Genomic DNA, 22,510 nt, shown 5'->3' on the forward strand with positions numbered 1-22,510 from the left:
CACCCCCTCCCCAACCCTCCCCTCAAGGGGGAGGGGGCGCCGACCCCAAGGTTGCGGCGCTCAAACGCCCTCCGCCCAACCACCAACAAAAATCCACCACGCGCTTGACTCCACTCCTCAATGTAACAATGTAAGTTACATGAAACGTTCCAGCCGCCTCTCGCTCGCTTTGCATGCCCTGGTCCATCTGCACAAGCAGCCCGACCAGGCCATGACCTCCACCACCCTGGCCCAGTGCCTGATGACCAATCCGGTCGTCGTGCGTCGCGTGCTGGGCCAATTGCGCGAGGCCGGCTTCGTCGCCTCCACCAAGGGACATGAGGGCGGCTGGCGCCTGCTGCTGCCCGCCAGGGAAATCAGCCTCTACGCCGTCTATACCGCCATGGGCGAAAACCTGCTGATCCGCACCGAGAGCGATCCCGGCGATGTTGGCTGCGGCATTGTCCGCAGCGTCAATGCCGTGATGGGCGAGGTCATCGCCGATGCCGAAGCCCTGCTCGCCGCCCGCCTCGCCACGGTGTCGCTGGCCGATATCGCCGCCCAGGCCACCCCCCATCCCCTCCATCCCGGAGCCCACCATCATGGATGACGTCCTCATCATTGGCGGCAGCTTTGCCGGCCTGGCCGGCGCGCTGCAGCTCGGCCGCGCCCGCCGTCAGGTCACGGTGCTCGACACCGGCCTGCCGCGTAATCGCTTCGCCGCCCATTCGCATGGCCTGCTCGGCCACGATCACAAAGCGCCCGGCGACATTCTTGGCGCCGCCCGCCAGCAACTGGCGCGCTATCCGACGGTGAAACTGGTCAATGCCCGCGCCGACGCCGTCAGCGGCGCCATCGACAATTTCAGCGTCACCACCGAGGATGGAGCCACCCATCAGGCCCGTCGCCTGCTGCTCAGCTATGGCGTCACCGACCAATTCCCCGCCATTCCCGGCTTTGCCGAATCCTGGGGCAAGTCGGTAGTGCCCTGTCCCTATTGCGACGGCTTTGAAGTGGCGAGCCAGCATTGGGGCCTCGTCTGGTCCGGCGAGCATTCGCTGCATGCCGTCTCGCTATTCCATGATTGGACCGACCGGCTGACCCTGTTTGCCGATGGCCACGAAATCTCCGCCGACGCGCGCGCCGAGCTGGCCCGCCGCCAGGTACCGCTCATCGAAGGCAAGATCGTCGCCATCAGCCATGTGGACGGCCAGATCGCCACTGTCGATCTCGACACCGGTCAGCGCATCGCCGTTGATGTGCTGTTCGCTCATCCGCGCACTCGCCCGTCCTCCAGCCTGCATGAAGCCCTCGGCCTCGAAACGCTGGAGCACCCCATGGGCCGCGTCCTCAAAATTGACGATCGCCGCCAGACCTCCGTCCCCGGCATCTATGCCGCCGGCGACCTCGCCAACCCGATGGCCAGCGTCACCCTCGCGAGCTCCAGCGGCGCCATGGCCGCCATTTTTGCGCAGCAATCCATGCTGGTTTGAGGGCCACGCAACCGACGGCGCCACTTGCCACAACCTTAGAATGGTTCTAATCATTGTTTAGAACCATTCTAACTTATGGCCATCCATGTTCTCGCTCCGCCCCGACAATCGCCGCGCATTTACCACCCTGTCCGAGCGCGAAATTCTCTCGCTTGCCGTGGCGGCCGAGGAGGAAGATGGCCGCATCTATTCCGAATTCGCCACCCGCCTCGCCGAGACCTATCCCGGCTCGGCGGCTTTGTTCGAGGCCATGGCCGCCGAGGAGGATGAGCATCGTCGCCGTCTTCTCGATCTCTATGTCGAGCGCTTCGGCCCGCGCCTGGTGCCCATCCGCCGCGAACATGTGCGCGGCTTCCTCACCCGCAAGCCGCTCTGGCTGATGCAGACGCTGACCCTCGAAGCCGTGCGCCAGCAGGTCTGGGAAATGGAGGAGGGCGCCTATCGCTTCTATCTCGAGGCGGCCAGGCAGGTGAGCGATGCCGGCACCCGCAAGCTGCTCGGCGATCTGGCCCGCGCCGAGCGCCAGCATGCCGCCGCCGCCGACCGGATCGACGCCGAAGTGCTCGGCGAATCCGGCCGCGACAGCGAAAAAACCGAGGCGCACCGCCAATTCGTGCTGACCTATGTGCAGCCCGGCCTCGCCGGCTTGATGGATGGCTCGGTCTCCACTTTGGCCCCGGTCTTTGCCGCCGCCTTCGCCACCGGCGACACCCACCAGACCTTTCTCGTCGGCCTCGCTGCTGCCATCGGCGCCGGCATTTCCATGGGCTTCACCGAAGCCGCCGCCGATGACGGCAAGCTCACCGGGCGCGGCTCACCGCTCAAGCGCGGCCTCGCCGCCGGCATCATGACCGCCGTGGGCGGCCTCGGCCACGCACTGCCTTACCTCATCCATGATTTCACCATGGCCACCACCCTGGCCATCACCGTCGTGCTGATCGAGCTCTGGGCTATCGCCTTCATCCAGAACCGCTATATGCAGACCCCATTCTGGCGCGCCGTGCTGCAAGTCGTCCTCGGCGGCTCCCTGGTCTTCGCCGCCGGCATTCTGATCGGCAACGCCTAGCCCATGACGCATTGCGTCATATAACGCTCAGCGTTACACTCTCGGCCATGATCCAGGGCTTCGCCAGCGCTGAGACTGAGCTGATCTGGACCGGCCGGCGCAGTCGCAAGCTGCCGCCGGATATCCAGTCGGTCGCTCTGCGCAAAATGCGTCTGCTCAATCAGGCGCAGTTGCTACAGGATTTGCGTGTGCCGCCCGGCAACCGTCTCGAAGCGCTGAAAGGCAATCGGGCCGGCCAGCACAGCCTGCGCATCAATAATCAGTGGCGCATCTGTTTTGTCTGGCAGACAGGAGGACCGAACCATGTCGAAATCGTCGACTACCATGACTGAGCTGCTGCCCAATCCGCATCCCGGCGAAATCCTGCTGGAAGAATTCCTCAGGCCGATGGGCCTTAGCCAGAACGCGCTGGCGCGCGCCGTACATGTGCCGCCGCGCCGCATCAATGAGATCGTGCTCGGCAAGCGCGCCGTCACCGCCGATACCGATCTGCGGCTGGCGCGTTATTTCGGCATGTCCGAGGGATTTTTCCTCGGTCTACAGGCTGATTTTGACCTGATGGAACGCCGCCGCTCCATCGGCGATGATCTGGTCCGGATCGAACCGCGCGCCGCCTAGCCCGCTTTACTGCGCGCCCGCGAGGCTTCGGCCTGCGCTTGTTTCAGCGCCTTGCGCTCCGCCGCCAGCCTTGCCGCGTCGTCGCCGAGATGGGACAGGCCGCGCGCCTTGGCCAGCTCGATCTGCTTTTTCCGTTCGGCGGCTGCCGCATGCTTGTCGGCCTCGCCGACGCAATGGGGGCAGCTGACGCCTTCGACATGGTCGGGGCTGGCCCGATCATCCGGGGTCAACGGGTGGCGGCAGGCGCGGCACAAACTGGCGTCGCCCTCGACCAAGCCATGGCCGACCGAGACGCGCTCGTCGAACACAAAGCACTCCCCGGCAAACCGGCTATCCTGCTCCGGCACCACTTCGAGATATTTGAGGATGCCGCCCTTGAGGTGAAACACCTCCTCAAAGCCCTGGCTCAACAGATAACTCGACGCCTTTTCGCAGCGAATGCCGCCGGTGCAGAACATCGCCACCTTCTTGTCGCGGCCCGGATCGAGATGGGTCGCCACATAATCCTTGAACTCGGTGAAATTCTTCGTGGACGGGTCGAGCGCCCGCTGGAACGTGCCCAGCCCGACCTCATAATCATTGCGGGTATCGACCAGCACCACGTCATTGCGCTCGATCAGCCGGTTCCAGTCCGCGGGCTCGACATAGGTGCCCACCGTCACGGCCGGATTGGCCTCCGGCGCCCGCAGCGTCACGATTTCCGGCTTCAGCCGCACCTTGAGCCGCAGGAACGGCATCGCCTCGGCGGTGGAATATTTCACCTCCGCCCCGGCCAGCCGCCCACCAAACACCGCCCCGTCAAACAGCCAGTCGGCCAGCGCATCGATCGCCGCTATGGTGCCCGCCACGGTGCCGTTAATCCCCTCCGGCGCCAGGATCAGCGTGCCCTTGATCCCCTGCGCAGCGCAGAGCGCGGCCAGCTTTGGCTGGATCGCCTCGGCGTCCGGCAAGGCGGCAAATTTATAGATCGCCATCACCTTGTATGGTTGATTGGCTTGGGGCAGATTACCATTCATATCGCGCGGCCATGGGTTCATCGGCCCGCTCATATCATTGCCCGCGCGCCGGGCCAAATCGAGAAATCGTGGGGAGATCGTCATGACCTATCGGGCCGATACGGCACGCTATGACTCTATGCAATACCGCCGCTCGGGCAATTCCGGGCTCAAGCTGCCGGTCATCAGCCTCGGCCTGTGGCAGAATTTCGGCGGCACCCGCGACTATCCCTCGGCGATGGAAATCCTCGGCTATGCCTTCGATCACGGCATCACCCATTTCGATCTCGCCAATAATTACGGCCCGCCGGCCGGCTCCTCCGAGGAATTATTCGGCCAGGTCATGGCCCGCGATTTCCGCCCCTATCGCGACCAGCTGATCATTTCCACCAAGGCCGGCTACAATATGTGGCCCGGCCCCTACGGCGAATTCGGCAGCCGCAAATATCTGCTGGCGAGCCTTGATCAGTCGCTGAAGCGCCTCGGGCTCGACTATGTCGATATTTTCTATTCGCACCGCTTTGATCCTGAGACCCCGCTCGAGGAAACCATGGGCGCGCTGGCCCATGCGGTGCGCAGCGGCAAGGCGCTCTATGTCGGCATTTCCAGCTACCCGGAAGCCGAAACCCGCGAAGCCCATCGCATCCTCAAGGATATGGGCGTGCCCACCACCATCCATCAGCCCTCCTATTCGATGATCAATCGCTGGATCGAAAACGACCACACCATCGACGCCTGTGGCGAATTGGGCATCGGCATGATCGCCTTCTCGCCGCTGGCGCAGGGCGTGCTCTCGGGCAAGTATAATTCCGGCAACACCTCGGGCACCCGCGGCGAAAATCCCAATGGCTCGCTGCGCGCCAGCCATATCGAGCCCCGCGTGCTCGCTTCCGTCGACAGATTGGGCGACATCGCCCGCTCGCGCGGCCAGACCATGGTGCAGCTGGCTTTGTCCTGGGCGCTGCGCCGCCCGGAAATGACCTCGGCACTGGTCGGCGTGCGGACCCTCGATCAGCTCAAGGACAATCTCGGCGTGCTGAACAATCTGACGCTCTCGGCCGAAGAAATCGCCGCCATCGACGCCGCCACCAAGGACGGCCAGATGGAACTCCACCCCCGCCCCACCGGCTGGCTGCGCTAAAAGGGGAGCGGCGCTTGCGCCAGGTCTCTTCGCAAGGCCGGTGGGTGGCTCACCCCCACCCTTGATCCCTCCCCACAAGGGGGAGGGAGACGATGAACACCGGCCTCGCAACCTGCGCCTCCCTCCCCTTGATGGGGAGGGATTGAGGGTGGGGTGGGCCAAACACGCCGATGCTGCCGTTCAGGCTGAACAACACCCCTACCGGTGCAAAAACCGCTCCATTCCGAACGGCTTGATATTGATCGCCGTCTCTTCCCCGGTCATCGCCTGCGCCAGCAATTCGCCGGTGGCCGGCCCGAGGGTGAAACCGTGATGGGCGTGGCCGATGCCGACATAGAGCCCGTCGTGGCGGGGCGCCTTGCCGATGATCGGCATCATGTCGGGCGTGCAGGGTCGCGCGCCCTTCCACGGCTGGGCATCCAGCCTTGGCCCGAGATCGAGCAGTTCGCGCGCTGCCCGCTCGGCCTTGTCGAGCTGAACCGGAGTGGGCGCCGCGTCGCGCATGGCAAATTCGGCCCCGGTGGTCAGGCGAATGCCCCGCGCCATCGGCGCCAGCGCATAGCCCACTTCGGGGTCGAGCACGAGCTGGTTCAGGCTGGCCCCATGCTCGCTGTCATAATGCATGTGATAGCCGCGCTTGACGAAGAGCGGCAGTCGATAGCCGAGCTTGTCGAGTACGTCCGGCGCCCACGGCCCCAGCGCGATCACCGCCTGCTTGCCGCTATGGCGCACCCCGTCCACAATGGCTGTCCAGCCATTGGCGTCCTGCTCCAGCCCGCTGGCGGTGCCGGAAACGAACTTGCCGCCCAGCCGCTGGAACAGCTTGAAATATTCGGTGACCAGCGCGCCGGGATCGCGCACGGTCCATGGGTCGGTCCAGTGGATCGCCCCGGCCAGCCCGCCCTTGAGCGCCGGCTCCATCTGCTTGAGTTCGGGCCATTCCACCACGCGGTGCGAAATGCCGAACTGGTCATGATCCTCGCGCGCCTTTTCGGCCTCGCGGCGCAGCCCCTTGTCGCTGCGGAAGGCCAGCAGCCATCCGCTCTTGCTCACCAGCGCCTCGGCCGCCGGCCCGGCATCTTTCATCAGATCGGCATGGGTGATGATCGAACGGCCGATCAGCGGCGCATAGCTCTGCACCACCTTGCGATAGGATTCCGGCGATGAGGCCCACCAATAGCGCAGCAGCGCCGGCGCCAGTCGCGGCAGCGCCAGCGGCTCATAGCGCGCGGCCGTGCTCAAATGCAGCCCTACCTGCAGCAGCATCGCCAGATCGCGCGGAAACGCGTGCGGCCGCACGCCTTCGCGCTGGATGATGCCGGCATTGCCGAAGCTGGTTTCCTGCCCCGGCGCGCCCCGGTCGATCAGCGTCACGCTGCGCCCGCGCCGCAACAGGTAAATCCCGGTGGCCACGCCGACAATGCCGGCCCCCAGAACAATCACATCATCAGCCATCTATGTCCGCCCCCACTGCAGTCTTGCTCACTCTATCGGCACATTCTAGCAGAGCGTAGCCGGTAGTTTTGCCTCTCTAAACGCAGCATTGCCGCTGTTCACGCGTGAATATCCCGAAAAACTCAACAAAGACGCAAAATCATCCCGCATCCGGCATGTGCCGTATCTGGCCGAGATAGCCATGCACGCTGGCCGGCACCTCATGCTCCAGCCAGGCGCGGAACGCTCGCACCTTGCGGCTCTCGCGCCGCCCCTTGCCGGTCACCAGCCAATAGCCCTGCGGTCCTTCCACCGAATGCTCGAACGGCCGCACCAGCCGCCCGTCGCTCACCGCGTCGGCGCTCATCATGTCGGCGGCCATCAGCACGCCCTGTTCGGCAATCGCCGCATCAAAAGCCAGCGAGGCATCCGAATAGAGTGGCCCGGTCAGCCGGATGGTCGGGTCCAGTCCCAATTCGCTGCGCCAGGCATCCCAGCTCAGCATCGTCGTCTGATCCTGGATCACCGGCACATTGGCCAGATCGGCCGGGTGCTTAAGCTGCTTGGCGACCACCGGTGCACAGACCGGCTGATAGGCCCGCCCGCCCACCAGTTCGGCATTCACCCCCGGCCATTGCCCATGCCCGAAGCGCACGCCGCAATCGACGTCGGGCCGGCTCAAATCCAGCATCGACGAGGTCACGTTGAGCCGCACCTCGATATCGGGGTTGAGCGCGGTGAATTTGGTGATGCGCCAGATCAGCCAGCGCGAGGCAAACACGCTCCCCACCGTCAGGTTGAGCACGCCTTCGTCGCTCCCCTTGAGCCCGGCCAGCCCATCCTGCAAGGCGGCAAAGCCGGCGGTCAGCTGCGGCAGCGCCGCCTTCAGCACCGGCAGCGGGCGCAGCCCGGCCGGAGTGCGCTCGAACAGCTCCATGCCCAGCCGTTCCTCGGCCCGCCGCAAATGCTGGCTGACCGCGCCGATGGTCACCCCCAATTCCTCGGCCGCCGGGGCCAGCGCACCGCGCCGCGCCACGATTTCGATGGCGCGCAGGGCATTCAGCGGAACGGGAAAAGGATTGGCCATATAGTTTTTCTACAATGGGGCTGCGACCTTGTCCATTGCGCAGCCGGTCCCCAAGGGCCATCTTGGGCAGGTAAACACTATTTCGACCTGAAAGGAGGTCACAAAATGTCTAGCTTCGTCCGGCGCTTCACCCGCCTGTTCACCACGTCTGCCTCCCCCCATCGCCTCACCCGCGATCCCGATACCATGTCGCTGCGCGACTGGGCCGATCTGCCGGTCCATCACCCTTATTGCGACCGCGCGCCGCGCTGAGGCCATAATCGGGGCTTTGAAGGGGGTGGAAAACCGCCCCATAGGAGCCCCCGATGATCCGCCCTCTCGCCGCGCTCACCATTCTCGCCCTCTCGCTCGGCCCCGTACTGGCCCAGCCGGTCGCCCCCGCCGCTCCAGCCGCCACCCCCGATGTCGTCATCGACCCGGCCGCCAAGCTCAATACCTCGCCCAAGCAAGCCAATATGCTGACCGGCTTTTACGCCACCCAGGCGGTGATCGAGCTCTGCGCCATTGCCCTCGAGCCCAATATCGTCACCGGCATGGCGGTTGACCGCAGCCGCCTCGAAACCGCTCTTGGTCTGGACGTTGCCAGCGCCGGCACCGCCTATGCCCAGGTCAAGGCCGATGTCGAAAAGACCACCCCCGATTGCACCGATGGCAGCCCCGACCGCCTCGGCGTCGACGCCGTCACCGCCATCTACGCCGCCCTGCCACCCCCCGCCGCTGCGCCCGTGCCAGCCGCTGCCGTCCCGGTCGAACCCGCAGCAGTTCCCGCTCCTGAAGCTGCGCCTGTCGCCCCGGTCGCACCCGCTCAATAACCAATCTTTCCCACCCACCGCGCTGTACCTCCCCGTTGAAGGGGGAGGCTAGGAGGGGGTGACGAGAGCCCCGATATCGGGCCAAACCACCCCCACCCTTGATCCCTCCCCGCAAGGGGGAGGGTGTCGACTGCAAAAATCCTGCACAGAGCTATCAGTCTGCCACCCTCCCCCTTGCGGGGAGGGAAGCGAGATAGGACTTAGCCCTTGCTAAGTCCGTGATCGAGCAGGAAGGGGGGCTCTCCGCGAGCCCCTCACTCACAAATCCGCGCCTCACAACTCGCCCCATGGCACCCGAGATCGAGGTGCAGATGGTCGGCATGCTCCGCATTGGCTTCCGGGCCCAGCGTGGTGGTAAAGCCGGCGCAGCCCGCATCATGCGCCAGCCGCAACAGCCGTCCCTCGGGCTGCGCTGCCGGCAACCAGTTCGCCGTCACATCGATGCTGCGCCCATCCGCCAGGGTAAATCCGGTCACATCCACCGCATTGGCAAAGCCATGCTCGGAGACAAAACCCGCTGCCGCATTGTTGCGCTTGCGGCACATATAGCTGGTGCCGGTATTCACCGCGGCCAGCGCGCTCCCCAGCATCGCCTCGGCATAGCCATCCACCGTCTCGACCCAGCGGGGTAGGGCGCTGGCCATCTGGCAATTGGTGGTGATCGGCGTACTCAGCTTCACCATCCGCCCCCGGCTCAACACCCCCGTCACCACCAGCGGCGACTGTTCCCCGCAGGCCTCCTCGCTCAGCGGCGGCGCCATCTCCGCCGCCACCAGCCCCAATAACACCGCGGGACACGCCACCTGATAGATCCGCGCCGGCTCCGCCGCTTGCGTAGCCTCCGGCTCGGCCTCGGTCTCCGGCTTCTGTTCCGGTTCCACCTGCGGCGGCGTCACCTGCGGCGCCTCCGGCAGGCTGGGCGGACGTGGCCTTGGCACGGGCGGTGGCGTGGCCACTGTCGGCGCAACCACCTTTGGCGCCGGTCGCGATGGTGCCGGCGGCGCCGGCTTGGGCGCGGTCAGCGTCTCGACAAAATCATTGAGCGGTCCGAGAAAATCCTGGGCCAGCACCGGCGCGGTGAGCAGCAGCGGGGCCAGGGCGATGAGCTTGAATGGGATAATGATTCCCCTCCAACGTGCGAGCCATGCAAAAGCTGCCGACTGCCTTGTGTTTAACCCTCACTAAACCATCTTTGCGGCTTCGCGCAGTTCTGCTATCAGCGCGGGCATGACAACGCCGCTTTCCCACATCCGCAATTTTTCCATCGTCGCCCATATCGACCATGGCAAGTCCACGCTCGCCGATCGTCTGATCCAGACGACAGGGGGGCTCGACCTGCGCGAGATGAAAGAGCAGGTGCTCGACAATATGGATATCGAGCGCGAGCGCGGTATCACCATCAAGGCCCAGACCGTTCGGCTGTCCTACACGGCGCAGAATGGCGAGACCTATATTCTCAACCTGATCGACACCCCCGGCCACGTCGACTTCGCCTATGAAGTCTCTCGTTCCATGGCCGCCGTGGAAGGCTCGCTGCTGGTCGTCGACGCCTCCCAGGGCGTCGAGGCGCAGACCCTCGCCAATGTCTATCACGCGCTCGATGCCGGCCACGAAATCGTGCCGGTGCTCAACAAGGTTGATCTGCCCGCCGCCGATATTCCGCGCGTCAAGCAGCAGATCGAGGACGTCATCGGCCTCGACGCGTCCGAAGCGCTGGAAATCTCCGCCAAGTCGGGCATCGGCATCGACACCGTGCTCGAAGCCATCGTGCATCGCCTGCCCGCCCCCAAGGGCGACATCAATCTGCCGCTCAAGGCGCTGCTGGTCGATAGCTGGTACGACACCTATCTCGGCGTTGTCGTCTTGGTCCGCATCATCGACGGCGTGATGAAAAAGGGCCAGAAAATCCGCATGATGGCGTCGAACGCCGTCTATGAACTCGACCGCGTCGGCGTCAACACGCCCAAGCTGGTCGAGGTCAAGGAGCTGGGCCCCGGCGAATTGGGCGTCTTCACCGCCGGCATCAAGGAAGTCGCCGATACCAATGTCGGCGATACCATCACCGACGACCGCAAGCCAACGAGTGAACCCCTGCCGGGCTTCCGCCCGGCGCAACCAGTCGTGTTCTGTGGCTTGTTCCCGGTGGATGCCTCCGAATTCGAAGAGCTGCGCGCTGCCATGGGCAAGCTGCGCCTCAACGACGCCAGCTTCTCCTATGAAATGGAAACCAGCGCCGCGCTCGGCTTCGGCTTCCGCTGCGGTTTCTTGGGCCTGCTGCATCTCGAAATCATTCAGGAGCGGCTCTCCCGCGAGTTCAATCTCGATCTGATCGCCACCGCCCCTTCGGTGGTTTACGAAATCGCCATGACCAATGGCGACACCGTCATGCTGCACAATCCGGCCGATCTGCCGGACGTGATGAAGATCGAGGAAATCCGCGAGCCCTGGATCAAGGCGACCATTCTGACGCCCGACGAATATCTCGGCTCGATCCTCAAGCTGTGCCAGGACCGTCGCGGCATCCAGCGCAATCTGAGCTATGTCGGCACCCGCGCTTTGGTGGAATACGATCTGCCGCTCAACGAAGTGGTGTTCGATTTCTACGATCGCTTGAAGTCGATTTCCAAGGGCTATGCCAGCTTTGACTATGTCTTGGCCGATTATCGCCCCGGCGATCTGGTCAAGCTGACCGTGCTGGTCAATGCCGAGCATGTCGATGCGCTGTCGATGCTGGTGCACCGCAGCGTGGCCGAAACCCGCGGCCGCATCATGTGCGAAAAGCTCAAGGATCTGATCCCGCCGCATCTGTTCGTGATCCCGATCCAGGCCGCCATTGGCGGCAAGATCATCGCCCGCGAAACCGTCCGCGCCATGCGCAAGGACGTGACGGCGAAGTGCTATGGCGGCGACGCCACCCGTAAGCGCAAGCTGCTGGAAAAGCAGAAAAAGGGCAAAGCCAAAATGCGCCAATACGGCAACGTCGACATCCCGCAGGAAGCGTTTATCAAGGCGCTGAAAATGGGCGACGAGTAGGCTTCGCCTACCTCACCTCACCTCAGCCTTCACCCTCCCCCTTGCGGGGAGGGAGGCGAGATAGGACTTGGCTTGCTAAGTCCGTGATCGAGCAGGGTGGGGTATCTCTCTCCAAGCGCTAAGCCCCCGACGCTCTCAGCCCTCTTCCCATGTCACCCGGCACAGGCCGGGCTACGACGTGACGCATACAAAAGTCCGGAGAATGTAACCTGCTAGCTTGCCGAGCTAACGGGACTGATGCCTATTGAGCTAAACAATACCAGGGCTAAGCTGGCGTCTAGCGCGAGAGCAGGGTGAGATATGGCAAATAAACGTTCCGGGCCGACAGATTTACAGAAGATAACGGCAGAGGAGGCGATTCGCGGTGCCTCAAAAACAATCCGATTTGATGTAACGGAGTTTACTGTTGATTACCTTGTAGAGAGGATGAGGACAGAAGTATATTACGTTCCTGAGTATCAGAGAAATATGGTTTGGAACGACGTTAGACAGTCAGAGTTCATTGAATCTGTTATTATTGGATTGCCAATCCCGTTTCTTTTTTACTACGAAGATGGTGAGGGGCGTTTCGAAATCGTCGATGGATCGCAGCGCCTGCGAACATTGCAAAAATTCATGGACAACGATTTAAAACTTCGCGGGCTTGAGCTTCTAGAAGCGCTGAATGGATTTAGATACCAGGATCTTGAGACAGCTAGGCGGCAAAAGCTGGGCAATCGATCAATTCGCGGGATCGTTCTTGAAGAAGGGACCGATCCAGAAACTCGAACTGAGATGTTCCGCCGTATCAATACTGGCGGACGGCAGGCAAATGAGGCCGAGATTAGGCGCGGTTCTTTGCCGGGGCCGTTCAACGACTTGATCCTTGAGCTGTCCAAAGACCTGAAATTTGTCGAAATGACACCCTTGAGCCAGAAGGCTATTCAGGAGCGCGAACGAGAGGAGCTGGTAACCCGCTTCTTCGTTTACAAGGACGGGTTTGGGTTGGACGGTGAGTTCCAAAATTACAGGGACGATCCTAGTCGGTATATCTACGCATGGATCAAGCGAGCCAATGAGCAGGCCAAAAGTAACCCGGAGATATTGGACGCTTCCAAAAAATCGTTCCTAGAAATGCTCGCGTTCGTTGAAAGTGCGTTTCCAAATGGTTTTAGAAAATCCGTCAAAGGCGCGCAGATACCTCGCGTTCGTTTTGAGGCGATAGCTGTTGGATCTTCACTTGCTCTGGACATCAAGCCGCAAATGCTAATTAACGTGCCCGATGCGGGGTCTATTGTAAGATCTTCGAGATTCGAGGAGGTGACGCGATCTGATGCAGCAAATGTGCGTAGTAGGTTGGTCGCTAGAATCAAGTGTGTTCGCGATGAGCTGCTGAACAAATGAGGGCCGTAATTGACCTGCTCAGGGACCGCCGCTCGGAGTTCGATAGCCACAGACACGTTGTGAGTTTTCTCGAGGCGCGCGTTGGCCAATCCGGCGGCGAGATCACTGGATCAATCGATAGGCGGCACGTTGCAATCTCGAAAGCTGGTTTGTTGGTCCATCTCTACAATATTGTAGAGGCCGTGATGGGGGGCGCACTCAAAGAGGTAATGACGGCAGTCGCTGACCATGAACCTGTACACTACGAGGCTAGGCTGTTTGCGGAGTGGGCACGGCAGTCGGCAGGCACGCATGTGTTGATGTCGGAAGATACGAGGTTTTCTAGAACCTTGGAGCTTAGCCTCGTCCTAGCTGAGCGTAAAAAAAGTCCTCCAGTACCTCCGCCTAAGATGTCGGGCAATTGGGATGACGAAAAAATAGCGGCTGTTGCCGAAAGATTGGGTTGTCGTTTGCAGGTTGCGGTTGACGTTAGGAAGGCTGCCAGGTCGCCATTTTTTAATGACAAATCTCGAATGTACTATGTCATGAAGCGTCGAAACGATCTTGCACACGGCAATATGACGTTTGAGGATGGCGGACGAGAAAAAACGCTGGGCGAGATTAACGAGATTGCGGACGCAACACTAAACTACATTGATGCAGTAGTGTTGTCGTTCGAAAGGTACGTCACGCAGAAGGAGTTTCTCCGGTCGGATAAAAAGTGAACCCGGCCATTATGCGTTGACGTCGTGCAAATGCGTTAGAATACTTGAGCCAATTGCTTCGGCTAGTTTGGGAGGTACGGCGTTGCCGATGAGCATTCCGACTTTTGCAAAGGTTGGCCGCTCGCCTTTGGGGACAAATGCATAGGAGGCAGGAAACGACTGTAGGATTGCGGCCTCTCTCAGAGTGATAGCTCTGTCTTGCGTCGGATGCCCAAATCGACCATTTCCATACCCAAAGCACTGTGTGGTCATTGTTGGGGACGGCTCGTCCCAAGACATGCGGCCGTACACTGACGGATATGTTTCGCCGCTTTCCTTCACATGGCATGCCGCTCTGAGCTCTTTCGGCCAATCTCGCCAAGTGCCACCTGCTTTCGAGGCCTTTATGCGCCGAACATTGGTCTCGCTCAATTTGCAGGCGACATGCATCGAGTCTTTGGGATCTGCCTGACCAGCATCAAGTGCTGGCAGGCCCGAGATAGCATCCCTTACTGTCTTGACCGGGCTGCCATATGCCTGGGGTATTGCAATAGGCCCTACGAGTGAAGCGAGGAGCACGAGTCTTTTACGAGATTGCGGTACGCCAAAATCACTGCAAAGGACTTGGTCCCATGAGACATTATAGCCGGCCGCCTCCAGGCCCCCGACAAATTCGTTCCAGATTGGTCGGCCAGCCAACCCCCGGACATTTTCCATCGTCACTATTTCGGGCCTTAGCCCAATAGCAAGGGCTAGAAAAGAGCGAAGCAACTCCCAACGAGCGTCAGGTGTTTTTCTGCTTTGCGAATAGCTGGAAAACGGCTGGCAAGGTGCGCACCCGGCTAGAATTCGAACGTCGGCGTCACCGAACCATCCCTCAAGCTCGGGGATAGTAACGTCCTCAACGCTCTTCTCGACAAATTTTCCACCACAATTGGCTTCAAATGGGTAGCGGCAAGCCGGGTCTAAATCGACGCCTGCGGCGATTTCAAATCCAGCAGACTTGAGCCCATAGGCAAGCCCGCCCGCCCCGCAAAATAGGTCAACGACTCTGACCTTCAGCGGTGCCTTAACCGAATCGATTTCATCCTTTGTTCGCATGAACCATTTGCTAGCACGACTTAGGAACAAAGCGAATCCATCGATCCGCAGGGCAGCACCGCAGTGCAAAATCTTATCCCCGCCCCTCCACCCCGCCTTACCCTCTCCTCTCCGGCACCCCGCCGCAGGAGTCCCCTCAAAATGCCCCGCCGCAAACGCACCCTCCCGCCCGTCACCCACGCCCTTGCCGCGCGGCATGAGGCGTTGTGGCTAAAGCTCACGGCTCTGCAAACCCAGATCGCGCCGGTGGCGACGCGGCGGCCGCAGGGGGTGGTGTCGGCGCATACCGGCATGGTGGCGGAGGCGCTGTTGCGCGAGGCGCTGCCGTTTCTGGTGGTGGGGTATCCGTTGCCGGTGGCGGCGCCCGATTATGGTGGACTGGCCACGCAATTGGGGCAGGCGCTGGCCGAGCTGGCGGCGTGGGAGGCGGCCAATATGGTATGGCGGGGCGATCTCAATGCCTTTGTCTGGACGGTGAGCGGCGACACGTCGCTGCCGGTGGCGCGCTTGCGGCCCAAGCTGGCGCCGCCGGTGCCGGCGCATCAGAACGCAGCCTATGCCGCCCGCCTGCGCGATCTGCGCGACCAGCTGGCCAAGCAGCTTGAGCAGTATAAGCGGCGGTGAGGCATGGTCTGGCGCGGTTCGTTGCTCCCCCCACCGCGCGTCACCCTCGGGCTTGACCCGAGGGCTCAGCACTTCCCTTACCGCAGCCAGTGCAACCCCCTCGGGTCAAGCCCGAGGGTGACGATAGCGGGAGGTGATGAGCGGCATGGATTGCCCGGACCAGAAGGGCAATGACGGCGGAAAGATGCGTGCCCGTCCCCACCGTCATCACCGGGCCCGTCCCGGTGATCCAGCTTCCCAGCTACAATGACGCACCTGCTCCCCCCATTCTCGGTGTCACCCCGGCCTTGAGCCGGGGCCCATCTCGAGATCGTGCCACAGCCGCGAGGTGGACAGGCCCCCAGCACCTCAGGATGGGTCCCGGCTCAAGGCCGGGATGACATCGCGTTTTTGGCGCGCCCGGAACACCCCACTTATCCATCTTATCCCCCCTTCCAAATCCTGGCGCATACTGCTCCCATCTTTCCGGGATACGGGCGGCGCTGCAGCGACCGGTGTCCGGCAAGACGGTCGGGAGGGGGGAGGTCGCGCTCCGCCCTGGGCTGTGCGGATGGGGCATTCGGGCATGGGGCTACGGGTCCATGCTGGGGCTTGCGGTCTGCCTTCCGAGAAAAACCCGACGCCCCGAGGCGACGATCACCTCACTCTTTACTATCCATCGAGGCGATCGCCGCCTCGGGGCTCCGCTCGTTCAATTTTCCCCGGAGGCGTCGGCGCCGTCCGGCGCTGGCGCATGCGCGGCGCGCGGGGCTTGGCTGCCCCCGGACTTGCTTGTTCGCCGGGGCGCTTGCTGCTAGGGTCATCCACGTTTTCAGCCTTGCACGGCTTGCCTTTGGGCGAACCCCACATCTTTGCGAACGTCGCCAGCCTCTGCCCGCGTGTTGCGGCGGGGGAATTGCTCGTTCGCTGTTCGGCGCGGGCTTCGAAGGAAAACGTCTCATGGCCATCAACGGCACGGTTAAATTCTTCAATTCCACCAAGGGCTTCGGCTTCATCCAGCCGGATGACGGCAGCGCCGACACCTTCGTGCATATCTCGGCTGTCGAGCGCGCCGGCCTTTCCGGCCTTGCCGATGGGCAGAAGGTCAGCTTCGAAGTCGAAAAGGGCCGCGACGGCCGCGCCAGCGCCACCAATCTGGCCGTGCTCTAGTCTCAGCTAAATTCCGCCGGTCGGCGCTCCTGCTGGGCGCCGGCCGGCTCCTTTTCGGGAGCGTGACATGCATAAATACAAAGTCGGCCAGACCCTGGATCTCCTGCCCAATCGCGGCAGCAGCACCCGCCGCGCCGGCGAATGCAAGATCGTGGCGCTGCTGCCCTATGAGGGGCATGGCGTGCAATACAAGGTGCAGGCCAAGGCCGAGACCCATTTGCGCATCGTCAGCGAAAATGATCTGCAGCCCCTGCGCAGCGAAGCGGGCCATGCTGAACCCGTTCAGGGGGCATAAATTTCCCCTTCCAATTCGCGCAACTCCGGCTAGTCTTTCCTCCAGCGGCCTGGGGCTGCATGTTTGAGGGAGGCCAGCGTCATGGCGCATAAATTCAACGTCACCGCCGCAGCGAATGATCAGTTCAAGTTCGATTTCTCGTATAATTCCGAGAAGATCTTCTGGTCGGAAAACTACAAGGCCAAGGCCAGCGCCAAATCGGCCATCGAGTCGCTGAAGAAAAATGCGCCCGATGCGGCGACGGTCGATCTGTCCAAGGACGAGACCGGTTCGGGCTATCGCTTCGAAATCGTCGCCTCCAAGGATGGCCAGCATTTCGTGCGCTTCGTCGCCTCCAATGGCGAAACCATGGCGCGCACCGAAACCTACAAGGCCAAGGCCAGCGCCGTGAACGCCATTGAATCGCTGAAGAAGAACGGCCCGGGCGCCGCCATCGCCGACGAGGCATAAAACCCCATTCCAAGGGTGGTTGCTCTAGTCTAGTCTCCCGGTCAAACATTGCTCGGGAGACGGATTTCATGTTTGCACGCACCGGTATTCTTGCCGCCGCCGCCACGGTTCTGGCGCTCACGCTGCCCGCCGCGCAGGCGCAGGACGCGCTGCCCGATCTGGCTGGCCGCAGCATCGTCGCGGTCACCGAAAACGCCTATGTCCCGCTCAATTTCAGCGATCCGGCGACCGGCGAGGGCATCGGGCTCGAATATGATCTGTTCAACGAGATCGCCAAGCGCCTCAATGCCAAGGTCGATTGGCAGCTGGCCAGCTGGGACGTGATGATCCAGGCGGTGCGCGACGGCCAGTTCGATGTCGGCATGGACGGCATCACCATCAATGATGAGCGCAAAAGCCAGATCGATTTTTCCGACAGCTATCTCACCAGCCAGCAGTTGATGCTGGTGCGCGCCGATGAATCCCGCTTCGCCGACGCGGCGACCTTCGGCGCCAATGCCGAATTCCTGGTTGGAGCCCAGGCCGGAACCACCAATTTTTACGTCGCCGTCTATGACGTGCTCGATGGCGACGAAGCCAATCCGCGCATCAAGCTGTTCGAAACCTTTGGCACCTCGGTGCAGGCGCTGCAATCGGGCGATGTCGATACCGTGCTGATGGATCAAACCTCGGCCAATGGCTATATCGGTGCCAATCCGGGCGCCTTCAAGATTGTCGGTGAACCGCTGGGCACCGAGGATTTCGGCTTCATCCTCACCCCTGGCTCCGACCTCGCCGCCCCGATCAACGCCGCCCTCGCCCAGATCAAGGCCGACGGCACCATGGCGGCGATCGAACAGAAATGGTTCTTCGACTATAACTCGGCCCAGTAAGCGCTAACGCCGCTCACCTCTCCCTTTGGGGGGAGGTCGGCGCGCAGCGCCGGGTGAGGGGCCTTTGGCCACTCCACTTCAGGGAATGGCCCCACCCCACCTTATCCCCCTGCCGGGAGAGCAGGCGCATACTCGGCGCCCTAGCCTTCGGTCCGCATTGCGAGCTTTATGACCTATCTCCCCCGCAAACCGTCCGTCCTGTCCCGCACGCCGTGGTGGCTGCTGGCCATCGGCCTGTTGTTTGTGGTCGGGCTCTGGGCCATCACCGACGATGCCGGCTATGCGCAGATTTTCCGGGCGCTGTCGGGTGGCGTGGTCACCACCATCTGGGTGACGCTGGTCGCATTTTTCGCCGCCACGCTGATTGGCCTGCTCATCGCCCTGGCCCGCACCTCGCAAAACCGCGTGCTGCGCGAGCTGGCCACTTTCTACGTGGAAATCATCCGCGGCATTCCGGTGCTGGTGTTTCTGTTCTATGTCGCCTTTGTCGGCGCGCCCGGGCTGATCGCCGGGGTCAACTGGCTGTTGCAGCCCTTCGATGCCGTGGTCACCATCCGCCAGTTCGATTTCGTCTGGCGCGCCATTCTGGCGCTCACCGTGTGCTATTCGGCCTTTATCGCCGAGATTTTCCGCGCCGGCATCGAGTCCGTGGATCGCGGCCAGATCGAAGCAGCCCGCGCGCTCGGGTTCTCCCGCTGGAAGTGCTTCCGCCTGGTGATTTTCCCGCAGGCGCTGCGCACCATCCTGCCGCCGTTGGCCAATGATTTCGTGTCGATGATCAAGGATTCCGCTTTGGTTTCGGCGCTCGGCGTGCAGGACATCACCCAGCTCGGCAAAGTCTATTCCTCGGGCAGCTTCCTGTTTTTTGAAACCTATAATGTGGTGGCCTTCCTCTATCTCACCATGACCATTTCACTGTCGCTGCTGGTGCGCCTGCTGGAGCGGCACTTGCGCCAACAGCGTTATTAGCCGTCTCCACTTGCGTGGCGTGGCAAACTCCCCATCTACTGGCCGACCTATAGGAGCCCGCCGATGAACCGCTTCGCCGCCCTCGCCATGACCGCCCTGGTCGCCGTCACCCTTGCCGCCTGCGGCGACAGCCGCTCGGTCGGTTCGGTCGGCGTCGACTGGACCGGCAATGATATCGCCATCGATGCGGTGGCCGATCCGGAAGTCGATGGCGTCGTCTGCCATCTGGCCTATTTCAACCGCTCCTTCATCGATCGCCTGCAGCAGGGCAACTGGTTCGAGGACCCGTCCTATTCGGCGCTGGATTGCTCGGTCACCGGCCCGCTGACCATTGGCGATATTGCTACCCGCGCCGGCGGCGAGGAGATATTCAAGGAAGGCCGGTCGCTGATCTGGAAATCGCTGCGCGTCACCCGGGTTTACGACGCGGCCAATAATGCGCTGATCTATCTGGCCCATTCCCGCGAAGTGCAGCAGGGCAGCGGCAAGATGAGCCTGTCGGTCATTCCGCTTGCCACCGAACAGGTCACCTGGACCAAGGGCGCACCGGTCCGGCCGCAGAACTAGGTCCAATCGGGGCGAGCGGCGACCCGCAATTGCCGCTCGGAAACCCCGCCATCCTGCCTTATACCGTGCTCGTGGAATGGCTTGGCGCACACCTTGCCCAAAACATAAAACCATTCTAATCCCGCCGGCTTCAAATGGCTGGCTGAAGTACGATATTCTAGCCGCAGCGTTTTTTGGGGCCGGTTGCGCCCCGCGAGAGAAGTTGAAACCATGTCCCTCCTGATTGGCGATAACGCCCCCGATTTCACCCTCGACTCCACCGAAGGTCCGATCCATTTTCACGACTATATCGATGGGTCGTGGGCGGTGCTGTTTAGCCATCCCAAGAACTTCACCCCGGTCTGCACCACCGAGCTGGGCTACACCGCCAAGCTGAAGCCCGAATTCGAGAAGCGCGGCGTCAAGGTGCTGGGCCTGTCGGTCGATCCGATCGAAGAGCACAAGGTGTGGGCCAAGGACATTGCGGAAACCCAGGGCACGGCGCTGAATTTCCCGCTGCTGGCCGATCCCAAGGGCGAAGTCGCCCGCCAGTACGACATGATCCATCCCAATGCCGACAATACGCTGACTGTGCGGTCGGTCTTCGTTATCGGCCCGGACAAGAAGGTGAAGCTCAAGATCGAATATCCGGCCTCCACCGGCCGCAATTTCGATGAGGTGATCCGCGTCATCGACAGCCTGCAGCTCACGGCCAAGCATCAGGTCGCCACCCCGGTCAACTGGAAGAATGGCGAGGACGTCATCATCGTCCCCTCCGTCTCCAACGAAGCCGCCAAGGTGAAATATCCTGATGGCTGGAAGGAACTGAAGCCCTATCTGCGCATTGTGCCCCAGCCTTTGGGCTAGACGAGCGTCCCTGATTTTCTCCCTGACAACTGGGCGGTGGTTCATCCCACCGCCCTTTTTCGTGCCGCTCGACTGCACCGGCTTTAAGAGCGCTTAACCCGCAATTGCTAAGGCTCTGCCGGACGGGAGTGGGGGCAGCGCATGAGTTGGGTGACAAATAAGTGGGTTCAGCTCGCTTTGACCTGGGCGGTCATTGCCACCGCGCTCGGCCTGTCGGCCATGGTCACCGGCGCCCTCTTGAGCGTCTCTGGTGACGACGCGATGCGCCTCGTCCAGGCTGTGGATCTGTTCAACGGCCAAGCGTGGACCGACACGCTGCAATATCGCGACAACACCCCATTCGGCGCGCCGATGCACTGGTCGCGGCTGATCGATGCGCCGCTGGCGCTGCTCATGGCCGTTTTTACGCCATTCGCCCATGACGCCGCCCCCTATTGGGCAGCCTTTGTCTGGCCGCTGCTGCTGCTGCTGGTGGTGGTGGCGCTGCTCGCCGAATTGACCGAACGCTTGGCCGGCCCGGCGGCCCGACTGCCGGCGCTGGCGCTGCTGGCCATGGCCATCGCCGTCTATACTGAATTCATCCCCGGCCGGGTGGATCATCACAATGTCCAGATCGCGCTGACTCTGGCGCTGATCCTGGCCAGCATATTGGGGCGTCATAGTGTCGGCTGGGCCGTGGCCGCCGGCATTGTCGCCGCGACTGGCATTGCCATCGGCACCGAGGTGCTGCCCTCGGTCATCGCCGCCTTGGTCTGTTTTGCGCTTTATTGGCTGGTTGAGCCGCGCGGCGGGCAACGGCAGGTTCTGGCCTTCGCCGCCAGTTTCCCGGCGGCGCTGCTGCTGCATCTGCTGGCGGCCAGCCCAATGACCAGCTGGCTCTCCGGAGCCTGCGATGCGCTTTCGATCACCTATCTGGTCGCCGGCATCGGCTACGGTCTGGCGATGCTCGCCGCCGTGCTGGCGACCCCGTTGTTGCGTCATCCGGGCACCCGGCTGCTGGCGTTGGCGCTGCTGGCGGGGCTCGCCATGGCGGTGGTGCTCTGGCTGTTTCCAGAGTGCCACAATGGTCCTTACGGCAATCTCGACGCCGGCCTGGCCGCGATCCTGATGCCCGAAATCGGCGAGGCGATGCCGGCCTGGGTCTGGCTCACGCAGGTGCAGTTGCAACAACGGGCTTTGCTCATTCTGCCGGTGCTTGGGATGGCGGTAGCGCTGCTGGTGCCGGCGCTGGTGCCGCCCGAACAGCGCTGGCGCTGGCTGGTGTTGGCCTTGTTCTGCCTCGCCCTGTTCGCCGTGTTCTGCCTGCAGGTGCGCGGCTTCCGCTTGCTCAGCGTGGCCATCCTGCCGGCGCCCGCCTGGCTGGTGGTGCAGGTCTGGGCGTGGTTTCGCCGCCGCCAGACACTGGCCGCCGCCGCCGGGGCGGCGATGACGGTTCTGGCTTTCATGGGCGCAGCGCACTGGACGCTCTTCACCTACGTTTCCGCGCTGCTGGCGCCGGGGGACACCAGTTCCTCCTCGCCTAGCTTGCAGGCTTGCCTCGAACGGAGTGGCTATGAGCCGCTGGCCGCCCTGCCGCCCAGTCGGCTGATGAGCTTCCTGCTGATCGGGCCGCAATTGCTGCTTGAAACGCCCCATTCCATCGTCTCGGCAGGCTATCACCGCAATGAAGCCGGGCTTGCCGATCTGATCCGGTTCTACTCCGGCAGCGAGGCCGAGGCCCGGGCGGTCGCCACCGAGCGGCAGCTGGATTATCTGGTGTTCTGTCGCGGCCTGCCGGCCAATCAGGCACTGACCGGCCTGCCCGATTTTGCCGGACTTTCCTGGCCCTGGCTGGCTCCGATCAGCCCGCCGGAGGCGGCGCTGCAAATCTATGCCGTCAATCTGCCGCTGAACTGAAAGGGCGGAGGTTCATC

General features: G+C 62.5%; 25 protein-coding genes and 1 pseudogene. 21 read left to right on the top strand and 5 right to left on the bottom strand.

The features are described 5' to 3' along the window. Positions 1-139 precede the first annotated feature (139 nt). The 5 genes from ACX3OW_RS03650 (at position 140) to ACX3OW_RS03670 (ending at position 3,156) form a co-directional block, all read left to right on the top strand. Positions 140-589, top strand: coding sequence for an Rrf2 family transcriptional regulator (locus tag ACX3OW_RS03650; RefSeq protein ID WP_459094376.1), 450 nt, complete (start codon positions 140-142; stop codon positions 587-589). After that, complete coding sequence (locus tag ACX3OW_RS03655; protein ID WP_459094377.1) at positions 582-1,472, top strand: NAD(P)/FAD-dependent oxidoreductase; 891 nt, start codon at positions 582-584, stop codon at positions 1,470-1,472. Before ACX3OW_RS03650 ends, ACX3OW_RS03655 begins: the two co-directional genes overlap by 8 nt. Before the next feature lie 85 nt (positions 1,473-1,557). Further along, positions 1,558-2,538: an iron exporter MbfA gene (gene mbfA / locus ACX3OW_RS03660; RefSeq protein WP_459094378.1), complete on the top strand. Its 981-nt coding sequence runs from the start codon at positions 1,558-1,560 to the stop codon at positions 2,536-2,538. A gap of 47 nt (positions 2,539-2,585) precedes the next feature. Continuing rightward, positions 2,586-2,870: a type II toxin-antitoxin system RelE/ParE family toxin gene (locus tag ACX3OW_RS03665; RefSeq protein WP_459094379.1), complete on the top strand. Its 285-nt coding sequence runs from the start codon at positions 2,586-2,588 to the stop codon at positions 2,868-2,870. After that, on the top strand, positions 2,842-3,156 hold the full coding sequence (locus ACX3OW_RS03670) for a HigA family addiction module antitoxin (RefSeq protein WP_459094380.1): 315 nt from the start codon (positions 2,842-2,844) through the stop codon (positions 3,154-3,156). The genes ACX3OW_RS03665 and ACX3OW_RS03670 overlap by 29 nt, the downstream gene beginning before the upstream one ends. Here the strand turns inward: ACX3OW_RS03670 and trhO are convergent. Next, entirely contained in the window at positions 3,153-4,193 is a 1,041-nt protein-coding gene (gene trhO, locus ACX3OW_RS03675; protein ID WP_459094381.1) for an oxygen-dependent tRNA uridine(34) hydroxylase TrhO, read from the bottom strand. The genes ACX3OW_RS03670 and trhO overlap by 4 nt on opposite strands. 61 nt (positions 4,194-4,254) lie before the next feature. Between trhO and ACX3OW_RS03680 the strand changes: the two genes are divergently transcribed. Further along, complete coding sequence (locus tag ACX3OW_RS03680; protein WP_459094382.1) at positions 4,255-5,292, top strand: aldo/keto reductase; 1,038 nt, start codon at positions 4,255-4,257, stop codon at positions 5,290-5,292. Positions 5,293-5,490: 198 nt separating this feature from the next. Here the strand turns inward: ACX3OW_RS03680 and ACX3OW_RS03685 are convergent, their stop codons facing one another. Both ACX3OW_RS03685 and ACX3OW_RS03690 read right to left on the bottom strand, forming a co-directional pair. Then, positions 5,491-6,747, bottom strand: coding sequence for an NAD(P)/FAD-dependent oxidoreductase (locus ACX3OW_RS03685; RefSeq protein WP_459094383.1), 1,257 nt, complete (start codon positions 6,745-6,747; stop codon positions 5,491-5,493). Between the two features lie 139 nt (positions 6,748-6,886). Then, positions 6,887-7,813: a LysR substrate-binding domain-containing protein gene (locus ACX3OW_RS03690; protein ID WP_459094384.1), complete on the bottom strand. Its 927-nt coding sequence runs from the start codon at positions 7,811-7,813 to the stop codon at positions 6,887-6,889. A 105-nt stretch (positions 7,814-7,918) separates the two neighbouring features. Here ACX3OW_RS03690 and ACX3OW_RS03695 point away from each other — a divergent pair, with 105 nt between their 5' ends. Both ACX3OW_RS03695 and ACX3OW_RS03700 read left to right on the top strand, forming a co-directional pair. Then, positions 7,919-8,065, top strand: coding sequence for a hypothetical protein (locus ACX3OW_RS03695; protein WP_459094385.1), 147 nt, complete (start codon positions 7,919-7,921; stop codon positions 8,063-8,065). A 53-nt stretch (positions 8,066-8,118) separates the two neighbouring features. Beyond that, a complete protein-coding gene (locus ACX3OW_RS03700; RefSeq protein ID WP_459094386.1) occupies positions 8,119-8,625 on the top strand; it encodes a hypothetical protein in 507 nt (168 codons plus the stop codon). Positions 8,626-8,879: 254 nt separating this feature from the next. Here the strand turns inward: ACX3OW_RS03700 and ACX3OW_RS03705 are convergent, their stop codons facing one another. Next, positions 8,880-9,695, bottom strand: a complete 816-nt coding sequence (locus ACX3OW_RS03705; protein WP_459094387.1) for an extensin-like domain-containing protein — start codon at positions 9,693-9,695, stop codon at positions 8,880-8,882. A 157-nt stretch (positions 9,696-9,852) separates the two neighbouring features. Here ACX3OW_RS03705 and lepA point away from each other — a divergent pair, with 157 nt between their 5' ends. From lepA to ACX3OW_RS03720, 3 genes are all read left to right on the top strand, one after another. After that, on the top strand, positions 9,853-11,658 hold the full coding sequence (lepA, locus tag ACX3OW_RS03710; RefSeq protein ID WP_459094388.1) for a translation elongation factor 4: 1,806 nt from the start codon (positions 9,853-9,855) through the stop codon (positions 11,656-11,658). 300 nt (positions 11,659-11,958) lie between these two features. Continuing rightward, positions 11,959-13,041 (top strand): DUF262 domain-containing protein, encoded by a 1,083-nt coding sequence (locus ACX3OW_RS03715; RefSeq protein WP_459094389.1) that lies wholly within the window; start codon positions 11,959-11,961, stop codon positions 13,039-13,041. Next, positions 13,038-13,745 carry an MAE_28990/MAE_18760 family HEPN-like nuclease gene (locus tag ACX3OW_RS03720; protein WP_459094390.1) on the top strand — a complete coding sequence of 236 codons (708 nt, stop codon included), beginning with the start codon at positions 13,038-13,040 and terminating at the stop codon, positions 13,743-13,745. The genes ACX3OW_RS03715 and ACX3OW_RS03720 overlap by 4 nt, the downstream gene beginning before the upstream one ends. Positions 13,746-13,754: 9 nt before the next feature. Here ACX3OW_RS03720 and ACX3OW_RS03725 read toward each other — a convergent pair whose 3' ends face one another. Continuing rightward, positions 13,755-14,825 carry a DNA cytosine methyltransferase gene (locus ACX3OW_RS03725; protein ID WP_459094391.1) on the bottom strand — a complete coding sequence of 357 codons (1,071 nt, stop codon included), beginning with the start codon at positions 14,823-14,825 and terminating at the stop codon, positions 13,755-13,757. Positions 14,826-14,966: 141 nt separating this feature from the next. On the opposite strand from ACX3OW_RS03725, the gene ACX3OW_RS03730 reads away from it, so the two are divergent. The 10 genes and pseudogenes from ACX3OW_RS03730 (at position 14,967) to ACX3OW_RS03775 (ending at position 22,493) form a co-directional block, all read left to right on the top strand. Continuing rightward, positions 14,967-15,449: a hypothetical protein gene (locus ACX3OW_RS03730; protein ID WP_459094392.1), complete on the top strand. Its 483-nt coding sequence runs from the start codon at positions 14,967-14,969 to the stop codon at positions 15,447-15,449. 939 nt (positions 15,450-16,388) lie between these two features. Then, positions 16,389-16,598, top strand: a complete 210-nt coding sequence (locus ACX3OW_RS03735; protein WP_459094393.1) for a cold-shock protein — start codon at positions 16,389-16,391, stop codon at positions 16,596-16,598. A gap of 67 nt (positions 16,599-16,665) precedes the next feature. Continuing rightward, positions 16,666-16,893, top strand: coding sequence for a hypothetical protein (locus ACX3OW_RS03740; RefSeq protein WP_459094394.1), 228 nt, complete (start codon positions 16,666-16,668; stop codon positions 16,891-16,893). 81 nt (positions 16,894-16,974) lie between these two features. Continuing rightward, positions 16,975-17,130 (top strand): annotated as a pseudogene (locus ACX3OW_RS03745) (YegP family protein); the annotation flags it as partial. 51 nt (positions 17,131-17,181) lie between these two features. Then, positions 17,182-17,343: a YegP family protein gene (locus ACX3OW_RS03750; protein WP_459094796.1), complete on the top strand. Its 162-nt coding sequence runs from the start codon at positions 17,182-17,184 to the stop codon at positions 17,341-17,343. A 68-nt stretch (positions 17,344-17,411) separates the two neighbouring features. Further along, the gene (locus tag ACX3OW_RS03755; protein WP_459094395.1) at positions 17,412-18,215 is read left to right on the top strand and encodes a substrate-binding periplasmic protein; all 804 of its coding nucleotides are present in this window, start codon (positions 17,412-17,414) and stop codon (positions 18,213-18,215) included. 168 nt (positions 18,216-18,383) lie between these two features. After that, positions 18,384-19,184 carry an amino acid ABC transporter permease gene (locus ACX3OW_RS03760; protein ID WP_459094396.1) on the top strand — a complete coding sequence of 267 codons (801 nt, stop codon included), beginning with the start codon at positions 18,384-18,386 and terminating at the stop codon, positions 19,182-19,184. A 63-nt stretch (positions 19,185-19,247) separates the two neighbouring features. After that, the gene (locus ACX3OW_RS03765) at positions 19,248-19,751 is read left to right on the top strand and encodes a CreA family protein (RefSeq protein ID WP_459094397.1); all 504 of its coding nucleotides are present in this window, start codon (positions 19,248-19,250) and stop codon (positions 19,749-19,751) included. Positions 19,752-19,961: 210 nt separating this feature from the next. Further along, entirely contained in the window at positions 19,962-20,597 is a 636-nt protein-coding gene (locus ACX3OW_RS03770) for a peroxiredoxin (RefSeq protein ID WP_459094398.1), read from the top strand. A 141-nt stretch (positions 20,598-20,738) separates the two neighbouring features. Continuing rightward, on the top strand, positions 20,739-22,493 hold the full coding sequence (locus ACX3OW_RS03775) for a hypothetical protein (RefSeq protein ID WP_459094399.1): 1,755 nt from the start codon (positions 20,739-20,741) through the stop codon (positions 22,491-22,493). Positions 22,494-22,510: the final 17 nt, after the last annotated feature.

Source organism: Devosia sp. A449 (genome assembly GCF_054489375.1).

Excerpts from the sequence above, each read along its gene's own strand:
- ACX3OW_RS03650 (WP_459094376.1), top strand. The coding sequence starts at position 140 with ATGAAACGTTCCAGCCGCCTCTCGCTCGCTTTGCATGCCCTGGTCCAT.
- ACX3OW_RS03655 (WP_459094377.1), top strand. The coding sequence starts at position 582 with ATGGATGACGTCCTCATCATTGGCGGCAGCTTTGCCGGCCTGGCCGGC.
- mbfA (WP_459094378.1), top strand. The coding sequence starts at position 1,558 with ATGTTCTCGCTCCGCCCCGACAATCGCCGCGCATTTACCACCCTGTCC.
- ACX3OW_RS03665 (WP_459094379.1), top strand. The coding sequence starts at position 2,586 with ATGATCCAGGGCTTCGCCAGCGCTGAGACTGAGCTGATCTGGACCGGC.
- ACX3OW_RS03670 (WP_459094380.1), top strand. The coding sequence starts at position 2,842 with ATGTCGAAATCGTCGACTACCATGACTGAGCTGCTGCCCAATCCGCAT.
- trhO (WP_459094381.1), bottom strand. The coding sequence starts at position 4,193 with ATGAACCCATGGCCGCGCGATATGAATGGTAATCTGCCCCAAGCCAAT.
- ACX3OW_RS03680 (WP_459094382.1), top strand. The coding sequence starts at position 4,255 with ATGACCTATCGGGCCGATACGGCACGCTATGACTCTATGCAATACCGC.
- ACX3OW_RS03685 (WP_459094383.1), bottom strand. The coding sequence starts at position 6,747 with ATGGCTGATGATGTGATTGTTCTGGGGGCCGGCATTGTCGGCGTGGCC.
- ACX3OW_RS03690 (WP_459094384.1), bottom strand. The coding sequence starts at position 7,813 with ATGGCCAATCCTTTTCCCGTTCCGCTGAATGCCCTGCGCGCCATCGAA.
- ACX3OW_RS03695 (WP_459094385.1), top strand. The coding sequence starts at position 7,919 with ATGTCTAGCTTCGTCCGGCGCTTCACCCGCCTGTTCACCACGTCTGCC.
- ACX3OW_RS03700 (WP_459094386.1), top strand. The coding sequence starts at position 8,119 with ATGATCCGCCCTCTCGCCGCGCTCACCATTCTCGCCCTCTCGCTCGGC.
- lepA (WP_459094388.1), top strand. The coding sequence starts at position 9,853 with ATGACAACGCCGCTTTCCCACATCCGCAATTTTTCCATCGTCGCCCAT.
- ACX3OW_RS03715 (WP_459094389.1), top strand. The coding sequence starts at position 11,959 with ATGGCAAATAAACGTTCCGGGCCGACAGATTTACAGAAGATAACGGCA.
- ACX3OW_RS03720 (WP_459094390.1), top strand. The coding sequence starts at position 13,038 with ATGAGGGCCGTAATTGACCTGCTCAGGGACCGCCGCTCGGAGTTCGAT.
- ACX3OW_RS03725 (WP_459094391.1), bottom strand. The coding sequence starts at position 14,825 with ATGCGAACAAAGGATGAAATCGATTCGGTTAAGGCACCGCTGAAGGTC.
- ACX3OW_RS03730 (WP_459094392.1), top strand. The coding sequence starts at position 14,967 with ATGCCCCGCCGCAAACGCACCCTCCCGCCCGTCACCCACGCCCTTGCC.
- ACX3OW_RS03735 (WP_459094393.1), top strand. The coding sequence starts at position 16,389 with ATGGCCATCAACGGCACGGTTAAATTCTTCAATTCCACCAAGGGCTTC.
- ACX3OW_RS03740 (WP_459094394.1), top strand. The coding sequence starts at position 16,666 with ATGCATAAATACAAAGTCGGCCAGACCCTGGATCTCCTGCCCAATCGC.
- ACX3OW_RS03755 (WP_459094395.1), top strand. The coding sequence starts at position 17,412 with ATGTTTGCACGCACCGGTATTCTTGCCGCCGCCGCCACGGTTCTGGCG.
- ACX3OW_RS03760 (WP_459094396.1), top strand. The coding sequence starts at position 18,384 with ATGACCTATCTCCCCCGCAAACCGTCCGTCCTGTCCCGCACGCCGTGG.
- ACX3OW_RS03765 (WP_459094397.1), top strand. The coding sequence starts at position 19,248 with ATGAACCGCTTCGCCGCCCTCGCCATGACCGCCCTGGTCGCCGTCACC.
- ACX3OW_RS03770 (WP_459094398.1), top strand. The coding sequence starts at position 19,962 with ATGTCCCTCCTGATTGGCGATAACGCCCCCGATTTCACCCTCGACTCC.
- ACX3OW_RS03775 (WP_459094399.1), top strand. The coding sequence starts at position 20,739 with ATGAGTTGGGTGACAAATAAGTGGGTTCAGCTCGCTTTGACCTGGGCG.